Origin of the sequence: Novosphingobium resinovorum (assembly GCF_036352595.1) — a bacterium.
Lineage (GTDB): Bacteria > Pseudomonadota > Alphaproteobacteria > Sphingomonadales > Sphingomonadaceae > Novosphingobium > Novosphingobium resinovorum_B.
In genome coordinates, this window is record NZ_JAZFAX010000012.1 from 128,513 (window position 1) to 140,723 (window position 12,211).

The window sequence follows — 12,211 nt, forward strand, 5'->3', positions numbered from 1 at the left end:
TCAGCCGCCCTTGGCCGAGCCGGAGGCGTGTCCGGACTGGCCTTCGCCGCCTTCCTTGTGCGGTGCCACCTTCTGCGGCACGGTGCTCGCTACCGGCTTGATGGCGGCGCCCTGGCGCAGGCCGTTGAGGCCCTGGATGATGACCTTCTCGCCCTTCTTGAGGCCGCCGGTGACGACCGAGAACTCCTGGTAGGTCCGCTCGGAGATGACCTTGCGGCGCACCGCCTTGTTGTCCGCGCCCACCAGCATGACATAGGCGCTGCCGTCGAAATCGCGCTGCACGGCAGCTTGCGGGATCAGGATCGCGTTGGGGTCGGACGCCTGGTCGAACATGGCGGTCACGAACATGCCGGGCAGCAGCATGCCGTCCGGGTTCGGGAAGCGCGCGCGCAGCGTGACGGTGCCGGTGGTCTGGTCCACGGTGACTTCGGAGAACTGCACGGTCCCGGCCTGCGGATAGCGGCTGCCGTCGTCCATCTGGAGGTGGACCTGGGTGCTGCCCGGCGTGACGCCGCCTTCGGCGAGCCGGCGGCGCAGCGCGGTCACTTCGGCAGCCGACTGCTGCATGTCGACATAGATCGGGTCCATGCGCTGGATCACCGCGAGCGGGTCGGTCTGGCTGGCGCTGACGAGCGCGCCGACGGTGAACAGCTGGCGGCCGATCCTGCCGCTGATCGGCGCGGGCACGGTGGTGAAGCGCAAGTTGATCTTCGCGGTATCGAGCGCGGCGGCGTTCTGGGCGATGGAGGCCCTGGCCGTGCGCGATTCCGCCAGCGCGTCGGTATAGTCCTGCTTGGCGATCGCTTCCATGTCGGCGAGCGGGCGATAGCGCTCCGCCTTGACCGACGCCGCATCAGCCGTGGCGCGGGCGCTGGAGAGGTTGGCCTGGGCCTGGTTGACCGCCGCGCGGTAGAGGCTGGGGTCGATCTCGAATAGCGGTTGACCGGCCTTGACCGTGCTGCCCTCGGTGAAGAAGCGGCGCTTGATGACACCGGTGACCTGGGGCCGAACCTCCGAGGTCTCGAAAGCGACGGTGCGGCCGCTCAGCGTCGCGGCGAGCGGAACGCTGCTGGTCTGGGCGACGATATAGCCGACCTCGGCATCGTGCTGCTGCGCGCTTTTCGACGATTCGCCGGAACAGGCGGCAAGCGACGCCCCTGCAACGAGCAGGAGCGGCCAGCGCCAACCGATCGGGCGGCGGAAGACTTTCAGGGGGGAGGTGGTCAATTCGCACGCCTTATTGGATATCGCCTTGTCCTATTCAGCAAAGCGGCATCGCTGCAAGCGTCCATTTCGCAGGTGCGACAATTTGCGACTAAAGGTCAATCTGATCCGCGACGCACGCGGGATTTGCCGGAAACCTGCGTATGTTCCCAGAGGGGAATTGATTTCGGATATCTGCACCGGAAGGAAATGGTGCCCGAGGGCGGATTCGAACCACCGACACTGCGATTTTCAGTCGCATGCTCTACCAACTGAGCTACTCGGGCAGCCGTTCGGCGGCGGCCTCCGAAGAGACCGGCGAGCGGTGTGGGCGGGCCTATGAAGAAGGTCGCCGACCTTGGCAACCCCTAAATGACGAAGAAACTTCAATCGTCCTGTGGATTGTTTTTCGCCTCGCCCGCAAAGTCCTCGGGATCGTGGGGCTGGCCGGGCAGGGCGTAGCCGTCGTCTAGCCACTGCAGCAGGTCGCGGTCACGGCAGCGCTTGGAGCAGAACGGCGCGTGCTCGGCGACGCGCGGCTTGCGGCAGATGGGGCATTTGCGTTCGGAGAGGGTCATAGCGGCACCGCCTGCGCGAATCCGGCGGCCAGTGCAAGCGTGCGGTCCTCGTGCCAGCGGATCACCCGGCCGGTGCGCCGTGCGAGCGCATCGAGCCACGGCTGCGTGGTTGCCGTGCGCACGGCGGGATGCGCGGTGAGCAGCAAGGCGCCGGGCTCGGCGACGTCCTCGGCGCTGCGCAGCAGCAGCCGCGCCGCGGCGGCAGCGGGAGCACCGCGCACACGCTGGGGGATGGAGGGACGTTCCAGCCGCGCGACGAGCTGGACGAACCCGAACCCGTTCATCGCGGTACGCTGGTGGGGCCAGTGGTCGAGCGCGCTCGCCAGCGCTTCGTCCACCGCGCGGCGATCGTCCTTGCGTTCCAGCGAGGGGAAGTCGATGCCGATCGCGCCAGCAAGGTCGAGCCGCCCCACGGCCTCGGCGATCGCGGGCACGGCGGCGAGCGCCAGTGCGGCGAGGGGCAGGGCGCCGTCGATGTCGATCAGCGTCATCGCCGGGGTGGGCGAGACGACGAGGGAGCCGCCGTCGAAGGCGATCACGCCGTCGAACGCCTCGGCGATGATCTCGGGCCAGGGGTCTTCGGGAAAGCGCCGGACCGTCCTGACCGGCAGGCCGTCGCCGCGCAGCGCCTGGGCGAGTGTCGGGGCCGGGCGGGGCGGCAGATCGCTGGCGCGGGTCTGCGCCAGCTTGTGCCGACCGGTTTCCGCGATCGCGGCGCGGGTGACGATCACCCGCTGGCGCGCGCCCTCGCTGGCCGACCTGGCAAGGCCGTCGACGAGCGCTTCCTCGCCGGAATCGAAGCGGACGATGCCGCGCGAGGCGCCCGCACGGCGTGACACCAGCACCGCGTCGGCGATTTCACCGGCGGCCAGCCGTCCCGGCCAGTCGAGCCGGGCGGCGAGGAGGTGGCCGTTCTCGACGAGGATCGCGCGGGTCTCGCCGATCCCGTCCTCGATCAGCCATTCAGCCAAGGGGAAACCCGGCGCCGCGCAGCAGCGCGCGCGTTTCGAACAGGGGAAGCCCGACGACGCCCGAATGGCTGCCCGAAATCCACGCGATCAGTCCCTCGGCGCTGCCCTGGATGGCGTAGCCGCCGGCCTTGCCCTCCCATTCGCCGCCGGCGATGTAGGCTTCGACCTCGTCCTTCGAGAGCTGCTTGAAGCGCACGATGGTTTCGCTGAGTCGTTCGCCGATCGCGCCGCCGGGCGCGCGCAGGGCGACGGCGGAGAGCACGCGGTGCCGCCGGCCGGACAGCAGCGCGAGGCATTCGCGCGCGGTCGCCTCGTCCTCGGCCTTGGGGAGCACGCGGCGGCCGCAGGCGACGACGGTGTCGCCTGCCAGCACGAAAGCGTCGCCGGGGGGAAGCGCGAGCGCCTTTTCCCGGGCCATGCGCCGGGCATAGTCGCGCGGCACTTCGCGGGGGGCGGGGGTTTCGTCGATGTCGGCAGCTTCCACCGTGAAGTCGCTCATCCCGATGCGGGAGAGCAGTTCGCGGCGGCGGGGGCTGGCGGAAGCGAGAACGAGCCGGGGGGCAGCCTGCCCCGCCGGCATGTCAACGCGGTTCAGGTCAGGACCCGAACTGGCCGGGGCCGCCACGGCCCGGCATGAAGCGGTAGGTGATGCGACCCTTGGTGAGGTCGTAAGGGGTCAGCTCGCAGAGCACTTCGTCGCCGACCAGCACGCGGATGCGGTTCTTGCGCATCTTGCCTGCCGTGTGCCCGAGGATCTCGTGGCCGTTCTCCAGCTCGACGCGGAACATCGCATTGGGGAGCAGTTCGACCACGCGGCCGCGCATTTCGAGGAGTTCTTCTTTCGCCATTGGCGATCAATATCCGTTGTTCTGGTGTGTCATCGCGGCGCGACATAGCCACGACTCAGCGAAAATGGAAGCCTTGCGCGCGTTTTTGCATCCGCTGCGGCGGGAAAGCCGCAGCGGATGGCTCCGATGCGGACCGCGCCGCCGGTTCATCGTCGCGCAAGACGATTGCGACAAAATGATACCGCGCCCCCGCTTGTCGCCTGCAGGAGGTCGAGGCAATAGCGATGCAGGGGAAGGAACAGCGACACTACCACATCAGACAAATGCACCTTGGCGGAGACTGCACTTGCGTTCCTTACCTCTGATCAGCCTCGTGGCGAGCCTCGCCATGCCGATGCCTGCGTTCGCGGCGGAAGCGGCGGCTGACGCACCCAGCGTGCCGGTCATCAAGGATGACGACACCGATCCCGACAACCCGCTGGAAGTCCACGGCAACGAGATTCTCGTCACCGCGCCGCGCGTGATCGGCTCGATCGACGTGCCCCAGCAGCCCATTGCGGTCTTCGACGAGAACGACATCGCGTCCTATGGCGTCGCCTCGATCGAGGAACTGCTGGATGCGATCAGCCCGCAGACCGGCAGCGGCCGCGGGCGCGGCGGCTCGCCGGTCATGCTGCTCAACGGCCAGCGCATTTCCAGCTTCCGCGAGATGCGCGGCATCCCGCCCGAGGCGATCCGCCGGGTCGAGGTGCTGCCCGAGGAAGTGGCGCTGCGCTTCGGCTATTCGGCCAACCAGCGCGTCGTCAACATCATCCTCAAGGACCAGTTTTCGGCGGTGACGACTTCGGCCGAGTACAATCGCCCGACGCGCGGCGGCTACGACAATTACGAGCTGGAAGGCGGCCTGTTCAAGATCGCCGGGCCGCGCCGCTTCAACGTCAACGGCAAGCTCGACAACACCAGCATGCTGACCGAGGCCGAGCGCGGCATCACGCAGGACGAATCGCGCGTCTCGCAAGTCGCGGGCGATCCCGATCCGGCGCGCTATCGCAGCCTTGCGGCGCAGGACCACGAACTGACGCTGGAGGGCACGATGACGCAGGGGCTGGGCGAGAAGGGCCTGGCCGGGGCGATCACCGCGACCGGCGGCTATACCCGTTCGAACACGCTCTCGCTTTCGGGGCTCGACACGGTTCCGCTGACCTATGACGGCCAGACGCTGCGCCGCACGCTGGCCGATCCGCTGCGAAACCGCTCGATCACCGATACGTTCGAGGGCGGGCTCGGCTACAGCACGATGCTCGGCGAATGGCAGGTCAGCGCCACCGCCAATGCGACCTATACCGACACGAATACCCGCGTCGATCGTCGCCGTGATGAAGAGCAATACGGCGACTTGCAGGCGGCGGTCGCATCCGGCGCGCTTTCGATCACCGGGGCGCTGCCCAGTGTGCCGGGCGCCGGGGTGGACGTCGCGAAGACGCGCCAGCTGACCCTTTCGAACCTCGTCACGCTGTCGGGCAAGCCCTTCCGCATGCCTGCGGGCGAGGCGAACCTGACGATCAAGGGCGGGTACGATTACGACCGCTCGATGAGCGAGGACACCCGCACCACCGTGGGCAACGTGACGCTCAGGCGCGGCGACGTGTTGGGCGGTGTCAACCTCGCCCTGCCGCTGACCAGCAAGGGAGAAGATTTCCTCGGCGCGGTGGGCGACATCACGCTGAATTTCAGCGGCGGGCTCGATCATCTTTCGGACTTCGGCACGCTGACCGACTGGAGCGCGGGCATCACATGGTCTCCGACCGAGACGCTGATGCTGCAGGCGAGCTACATCGTCGATCAGGCCGCGCCCAAGCTGACCCAGCTGGCCGCGCCGATGGTCGAGACGTACAACGTCGCGGTCTACGACTTCACCAATTCGCGCACCGCGCTGGTCACCACGGTGACCGGCGGCAACCCGGACCTGAAGAAGGAAACCCAGCGCGACTGGAAGATCTCGGCGCAGTGGAAGCTGCCGTTCCTGCAGCGCTCCAACCTGATCGTCGAATACTTCCGCAACCGGTCGAGCAACGTCACCCAGTCGTTCCCGCTGCTGACCTCGGCGATCGAGGATGCCTTCCCGGACCGCGTGGCGCGCGATGAGGACGGCAACCTGACCCGCATCGACCGGCGCGCGGTGACTTTCGACGAAGTGAAGACTTCCTCGATGCGCTGGGGTTTCAATATCTCCGGCAGCCTTGGCGGTTCGTCTTCGGGTGGCGGCGGTGCGCCGGCGGGCCAGCCCGCGCCGATGAGCGCAGCGCCGGCGCAGTCGGTCACCGGTCCGAATGGCCCCATGGCGGGCGGTCAGGTGTTGAACGGCGGGCAGGCGACTGGGGAGGCGGGGCGTCCGAACTTCGATCCGTCACGTTTCGCGGCGATCCGGGAGAAGCTCTGCGCGCCGGGCGCGGGTGATCCCGATCCGGCGAGCCTGCCGGAGGGCCTGCGCAATCGCCTGGTTGGCGCGGACGGCAAGATCGACCCGGCCAAGCTGGCCGAGTTCAAACAGCGTGCCTGTTCGGCCGAAGGGCAGGGCGCCACTCCCGGCGAAGGCGGTGGCAGAGGTCCGATGGAACCGGAGCGTTTCGAACGTATCCGCACCGCGCTTTGCGCAGGCGGCAGTGGCCCTCCGGACGTGGCGAGCCTGCCCGACCGCATGCGGGAGCGCATCATGGGCGCCGACGGCAAGGTCGACCCGGCCAAGCTCGCCGAACTGCGCGAGCGTTTCTGCAATGCGCCGACGCCGGCTCCCGGCACGACCCGTGCGCAGGGCGAACAACCGATGTTCCCGCCGCCGGGTGCTTTCGGGGGGCAACCGCCGATGGCTTCCAATGCGGGCGAGCGGGGCGCCGGTGGGACGCGTGCTGAATCTGGCGGGCGCGGACCGGGCGGTGGACCGGGTGGCCCTCCGGGCGGCGGCTTCGGCCCGCCGGGTGGACGGGGTGGCAGTCGCTGGAACCTCTCGGTTTATCACACCTGGCGCTTCACCGACACGATCCTGATCGCTCCGGGCGTGCCGGTGCTCGATCAGCTCAATGGCGATTCGACCACGGCGGGCGGCACCCCGCGCCACACGATCGAGGCGGAGGGCGGCCTGTTCAAGAACGGCTATGGCTTGCGTCTGAAAGCCGAGTGGAACGCGCCCGCGCGAGTCGACGGTTCGGGCGCTCCGGGGAGTCAGGACTTGCGCTTCGGCAGCACTTTCGACGTATCGCTGCGCATCTTTGCTGATCTCGGCCGCAACGAGGCGCTGGTGGCGAAGATGCCGTTCCTCAAGGGCTCGCGCCTGTCGCTGGTTGCCGACAACCTGCTCGATTCGCGCCAGAAGGTGACCGACCAGAACGGCGCAACGCCGATCGCCTATCAGCGCGCCTACCGCGAGCCGCAGGGCCGCGTGCTGGGGATCGATTTCCGCAAGATGTTCTGAGGACAGGCAAGGCCCACCCCCAACCCGTCTCTCTTGCGGGAGGGGCTGGGGGTGGGCGCGTTCGGGCACTTCCCCTTCGCGCGAACCTTCCCTATCTGCACGAACATGGCGAGAACACCAGCCGGCACTCCTGAGCAGCCCAACCATCTCGAACGCTTCAACGAGGAGCGGGCGACCTACACCGTGCGCGGCTCCGACCAGCCCGACCTGCAGGCCGGCGTCGAGGTGATCCGCGATACCGTCCGTACGCTGCCCGCCAAGCCCGGCGTCTACCGCATGCAGGATGCGCGCGGCGACGTGCTCTATGTCGGCAAGGCGCGGGTGCTGAGGAACCGCGTCGCCAACTATACCCAGTGGGAACGCCTGCCCGGCCGCTTGCAACGCATGGTCAGCCAGACCCGCTCGATGACGATCGTGACGACCAATTCCGAGGCCGAGGCGCTGCTGCTCGAAGCGCAGCTCATCAAGCGCTTCCGGCCCGCGTACAACGTGCTTCTGCGCGACGACAAGTCGTTCCCCTTCATCCTGCTGCGCACCGACCACGCTTTCCCGCGCATCATGAAGCATCGCGGCGCGCGGCGGATGAAGGGGAATTACTACGGCCCCTTCGCCAGCGCCGGGTCGGTGAACACCACGATCAACGCGCTGCAGAAGCTGTTCCTGCTGCGCAGTTGCACCGACAGCTTCTTCGCCCGCCGCGAACGGCCTTGCCTGCTCTACCAGATCAAGCGCTGCTCCGCGCCCTGCGTCGATCGCATCGACGAGGCGGGCTACAAGGAGCTGGTGCAGGAGGCGAAGGACTTCCTCGGCGGCAAGTCCAACGCGGTGCAGCGCAAGATCGAGGCGCAGATGGCCGAGGCCGCCGCCGACCTCGACTTCGAGCGTGCGGCGATGCTGCGCGACCGCCTGCGCGCGGCGACTTTCATTCAGGGCAGCCAGGCGATCAACGCGGAAGGGCTCGACAATGCCGACATCTTCGCGATGGCCAGCAAGGGCGGGCAGGTGGGCGTCCAGGCCTTCTTCATCCGCGGCGGCCAGAACTGGGGCCACCGCGCCTTCTTCCCCACCCACACCGAGGGGCTGAGCGAGGAGGAAGTGATGCAAGCGTTCCTCGCGCAGTTCTACGAGGAAGTGCCGCCTGCGCGCTGCATCCTCGTAGACCGCGAACTGCCAGAGGCCGACCTCATCGCCGAAGCCCTGCGCGAGAGTGCGGGCGGCAAGGTGGAAATCTCCGTCCCCCAGCGCGGCAACCGCCGCAACCTGATGATGCAGGCCACCCGCAACGCGGTGGAAGCGCTCGACCGCCGCCAGGCCGAGCGCGGCACGCAGGCGAAAGTCTGGCGCGAGATGGCTGACTTCCTCGAGCTGCCCGACCTGCCGCAGCGCGTGGAAGTCTACGACAACAGCCATATCTCGGGCACCAAGGCGCTGGGCGCGATGGTGGTGGCGGGGCCGGAGGGCTTCCAGACCAGCCAGTACCGCAAGTTCAACATCAAGTCCGCGCAGACCGACGACGACTACGCGATGATGCGTGAGGTCATGACCCGCCGCTTCGGCCGCGTGCAGGAGGAAGACCCGGAGCGCACCGGCGGCACCTGGCCCGACCTCGTCCTGATCGACGGCGGCAAGGGCCAGATGAATGCGGTGAAGGACGCGCTGGAGGAACTCGGCATCGAGGACGTCAACCTCATCGCCATCGCCAAGGGGCCGCATCACGGGCGCGAGGGGCGCGAGGTGTTCCACTTCCCCGACGGGCGCGAGAAGATGCTGCCGGTGAATTCGCCGGTGCTGTTCCACCTCCAGCGCCTGCGCGACGAGGTCCACCGCTTCGTCATCGGCGCGCACCGGGCGAAGCGCAGCCGGGCGATCACCGCCAGCCCGCTCGACGAAATTCCCGGCATCGGCCCGGCCCGCAAGCGCGCGCTGCTGCTGCACTTCGGCACGGCGGGCAAGGTTCGCGCGGCGAGCCTGGAGGACTTGCGCCGCGCGCCGGGGGTCAGCGTGGCGGTGGCGCAGACGATCTATGATTTCTACCACCCGAACGGGTGAAGGGCGCGGCACCTGCGATGGACCGGGAAACCACTCGTCGCCCGGCCGGTTGAAGTTCGCATGGAGTGCGAATGAAAAACCGGGAGATACAACGTGGTAACACTTAGTCCCCTTGCGATAGCCACCGGCCTGATCGCTCTTGCCGTGATCTTCGGCGTGGTCGTGACGCTGGTGCGTGTCCGCAAGTCGGCCCGGCTGCGCGACCGCTTCGGAGACGAATACCAGCGCACCGTGGAGGATGCGGGCGGCACCCATCGTGGTGAAACCGTCCTGCATGAACGCGAGCGGCGTGTCGCGGCTTTGGATATCCGCCCGCTGTCACCGTCCCGGCGCGAAGACTTCATCCTTGCGTGGCGACAGGTGCAGGCGCAATTCGTCGATGATCCGGCCGGCGCGGTGATGCGCGCCGACGTGCTGCTCACGGATGTCATGAATGCGCGCGGCTATCCGGTGGCCGAGTTCGAACAGCGCTACGAGGATATCTCGGTCGATCATGGCGAGGTCGTGGCGCACTATCGCACCGGGCACCACATCGCCGAAAGCCATGCGCGCGGCGAGGGCGGCACCGAGGAACTGCGCCGGGCGATGATCCATTATCGCGCGCTGTTCGACGATCTCGTCAACGAGCCCGAGGATTTCGGCCCGGTGATCGAGCACCGTGGCGGCCGGGTCCACGACTTGCGGCGGGAGCCGGTGCGCAGGAACTGAACCGTCAGGGCGCGGCGTGGCGGTGGCGCAGGACATCGAGCAAGGGCGCCTGTTTCGCCTCGGCACCCTTCCATGCGCGTTCGTGGAAGAAGAAGACCACCGCGTTGACCATCGGTTCGATCAGCGCGATCCCGCCCGCCATCGTCGCCGAGCCGGTGACGAGGTAAGCCACGCCGAACCCGACTGTCAGATGCAGAGCCAGGAAGCTGAGTGTCTTGGCAAGATCGCGGTTCATCGTTCGATCCTTTCGATGAACTTGATAATGAGAATTGAGTGCAACAACAAGCCTGCGCCGGTCACGACTGTGATCGGCCCAGGCGATCAGGCCCCCAGCTTGCGGGCGATGCGCCAGCCCAGCGCCTTGGCGCGATTGGTCGCCGGCCAGCGTCCCGGCGGGTTCGGGGCCAGCCCCCACTTGCGCAGCAGCCCGTTGAAAGCGCGCGCGTCGGCTTCGGCAAAGCTCCATTCCGAGCGCCAGGTGATCGAGAGCGAAACCGAAGGCTCCGACCCGTTGCGCACGAAATGCGGCGCCATCACCGGCACGTAGAGCGCCTCGCCGGGCCCCAGCGCGAACTCGCGGCCGCCGGATAGCATGGCTTCGCGCCACCGCAGTTCGCGCCCGCCGCCGGTGTGATAGGTCTCGTGGACCTCGTCCGGCGCATAGGCGGGGTCGCCGGCCGGGAACTGCGTCATCACCTTGGCGCCGCGCACCTGCATCAGGATGTTGTGCTCGGGATCGAAGTGGTAGGGGGTCACCCCGCCCGCGCTGGTGATGAACACGAAGCCCTGGGTCTTGAGCATGCGCCCGGTCCGCGCCTCGATGATCGGGCGGATTTCCTCCAGCAGCGCCGCCAGCAAGGCCGCGTAGGCGGGATCCTGCTCGATGTTCTTGAGCACCGCCCACGACTTTGCCGTCTCGATGTGGCGGATGGTCTCGCCGATCGGGATGCCGGTGGCGGCGGGCTTGCCCTCGACGCCGATCGGCTGCTCGCTGGCGTTGTACTCGATCGAGGCCTCGGGCAGCGCCTCGGCGAGCCGGGCGAGCGCTTCGAGTTCCATCAGCGGATGCGCGCCGAGAGCATGGGCCAGCTTGTGCGGCACTTCGGGATAGTGCGCGGCGAAGGCCGTGCGGGCGGTCTCGGTAAAAGTCGCCGGGGGCGTCAGGGGCATCTGGGCATTCATGGGCGGGGTCCGACGGGATGGCGCGCGGTCTCGGCGCGGACGAACTGGCGAAACGCGGCGCGGCGCAAGGGCCCGCCGATGGCGATGGAAAGCCGCCCGATCCCCCGGCGCTCGCGCCAGATATGGTCGATCATCGGATGGTCGGCGCTGGCGCAACTGTCGGTCCAGGCGATATCCGGACGCTCCAGCACGGCGAGGTTCTCGCGCTGCAGCAGCACGCCGGGCGAAAAGCGGGCGTAGTCCTCGTCGAAGGCGGTCTTGAAGGAATAGGCTCCCGGCGATGTCAGGAACGTCGCCAGCATCGCGATCGGGCGCGCATCGAGACGCAGGGTGAGGCGTTCCAGCCGGCCGCGCCCGGCGGCGCCTGCAAGGCTTTCGCGCAGCAGTCCGGCGGTCGCGGCGGACGATGCCAGCGCCGAACCCGCCTTGCCTTTCCACCCGGCGCCCTCGAGCGCGAGGAATTCCTCGCACCAGCGGTCCAGGTCGCGCCTGTCGGTCAGGCGTTCGCAGGCGAGCGTGCCTTCCTCGGCAAGACGATTGGCCTGGCGGCGCAGTTCCTTGCGCTTCTTGCCCGAGAGCGAAGCCTCCAGATAGGCTTCGGGCGACAGCGCGGAGGCGAGCATCGCGCGCGCCTCGGCATGGACGACCTCGACCTGGCGCGCTTCGTTCGCGGCGACGGCGAGGAGGGCGGTGTGCAGTGGCCCGTCGAGGACGATGCCCCGCAAGTGCATGAACAGCGCGATCCCGGCCGAGGCGTCGGCCCAGCGCAATACCGCCTGCCAGAACGCGACTTCGGCCCCGCGCGCGACCAGCGGCACGCCGCAGAAGCAGTTGCTGTGCAGCCAGCTCGACACATGCGGCACCGGCCAGCGGTAATAACGCGGCGCCCGTACGATCGGCAGCAGCCCGGCCAGTTCTCCGCCCTGCTCGAAGCGCAGGATCATCACCGCGCCGGTATCGGCGAGGTGCCGCAGCGAGGGCAGTAGATACCAGCTTTCGAAGAAGGGGTTGGGTTCGCTGGCCCGCTCGGCAAGCTGATCCCAGGCGGCGATCTCGGTTTCGAGCGCGCGCCACGGCACGCAGTCGAGGCGGCCTGCAGCCGAGGACGCCGGCGCAAGGCGTGCGGAGGCGCTCTCCCGCATCGCGGGCCGGTACTCGCCTTGCGCTTGTCCTGCCACTGCCGCGAATGTCCCCATTGCTGGACGGTGTCGCCTTCGTGGCCGGTCTTATCGCGCAGAACTCAAGGAAACGCTAACGAGGGCG

General features: G+C 68.2%; 11 protein-coding genes and 1 tRNA gene. 3 read left to right on the plus strand and 9 right to left on the minus strand.

The features are described 5' to 3' along the window. The 6 genes from V2S85_RS13510 to infA all read right to left on the minus strand — a co-directional run bounded on the left by V2S85_RS13510 (position 1) and on the right by infA (position 3,600). Entirely contained in the window at positions 1–1,227 is a 1,227-nt protein-coding gene (locus tag V2S85_RS13510; protein ID WP_330703372.1) for an efflux RND transporter periplasmic adaptor subunit, read from the minus strand. A 187-nt stretch (positions 1,228–1,414) separates the two neighbouring features. Further along, positions 1,415–1,490 (minus strand) — tRNA-Phe (locus V2S85_RS13515). Positions 1,491–1,589: 99 nt separating this feature from the next. Continuing rightward, complete coding sequence (locus V2S85_RS13520) at positions 1,590–1,781, minus strand: DNA gyrase inhibitor YacG (RefSeq protein ID WP_330703373.1); 192 nt, start codon at positions 1,779–1,781, stop codon at positions 1,590–1,592. After that, positions 1,778–2,752: a ribonuclease E/G gene (locus V2S85_RS13525; RefSeq protein ID WP_330703374.1), complete on the minus strand. Its 975-nt coding sequence runs from the start codon at positions 2,750–2,752 to the stop codon at positions 1,778–1,780. The genes V2S85_RS13520 and V2S85_RS13525 overlap by 4 nt, the downstream gene beginning before the upstream one ends. Next, positions 2,745–3,332 carry a nucleoside triphosphate pyrophosphatase gene (locus V2S85_RS13530; protein WP_330703375.1) on the minus strand — a complete coding sequence of 196 codons (588 nt, stop codon included), beginning with the start codon at positions 3,330–3,332 and terminating at the stop codon, positions 2,745–2,747. Before V2S85_RS13530 ends, V2S85_RS13525 begins: the two co-directional genes overlap by 8 nt. Before the next feature lie 16 nt (positions 3,333–3,348). Further along, complete coding sequence (gene infA, locus V2S85_RS13535; protein ID WP_008832182.1) at positions 3,349–3,600, minus strand: translation initiation factor IF-1; 252 nt, start codon at positions 3,598–3,600, stop codon at positions 3,349–3,351. Between the two features lie 286 nt (positions 3,601–3,886). Between infA and V2S85_RS13540 the strand changes: the two genes are divergently transcribed. The 3 genes from V2S85_RS13540 (at position 3,887) to V2S85_RS13550 (ending at position 9,766) form a co-directional block, all read left to right on the plus strand. Further along, positions 3,887–7,009 (plus strand): TonB-dependent receptor plug domain-containing protein, encoded by a 3,123-nt coding sequence (locus tag V2S85_RS13540; RefSeq protein WP_330703376.1) that lies wholly within the window; start codon positions 3,887–3,889, stop codon positions 7,007–7,009. A gap of 105 nt (positions 7,010–7,114) precedes the next feature. Further along, positions 7,115–9,058 (plus strand): excinuclease ABC subunit UvrC, encoded by a 1,944-nt coding sequence (gene uvrC, locus V2S85_RS13545; RefSeq protein WP_330703377.1) that lies wholly within the window; start codon positions 7,115–7,117, stop codon positions 9,056–9,058. A gap of 93 nt (positions 9,059–9,151) precedes the next feature. Then, positions 9,152–9,766, plus strand: coding sequence for a hypothetical protein (locus V2S85_RS13550; RefSeq protein WP_330703378.1), 615 nt, complete (start codon positions 9,152–9,154; stop codon positions 9,764–9,766). A gap of 4 nt (positions 9,767–9,770) precedes the next feature. Here V2S85_RS13550 and V2S85_RS13555 read toward each other — a convergent pair whose 3' ends face one another. The 3 genes from V2S85_RS13555 to V2S85_RS13565 form a co-directional block, all read right to left on the minus strand. Continuing rightward, positions 9,771–10,001 carry a DUF2061 domain-containing protein gene (locus V2S85_RS13555; RefSeq protein ID WP_330703379.1) on the minus strand — a complete coding sequence of 77 codons (231 nt, stop codon included), beginning with the start codon at positions 9,999–10,001 and terminating at the stop codon, positions 9,771–9,773. A gap of 86 nt (positions 10,002–10,087) precedes the next feature. Then, a complete protein-coding gene (locus V2S85_RS13560; protein WP_330703380.1) occupies positions 10,088–10,936 on the minus strand; it encodes a transcriptional regulator in 849 nt (282 codons plus the stop codon). Positions 10,937–10,944: 8 nt separating this feature from the next. Then, complete coding sequence (locus V2S85_RS13565; RefSeq protein ID WP_419198198.1) at positions 10,945–12,090, minus strand: GNAT family N-acetyltransferase; 1,146 nt, start codon at positions 12,088–12,090, stop codon at positions 10,945–10,947. Positions 12,091–12,211 lie beyond the last annotated feature (121 nt).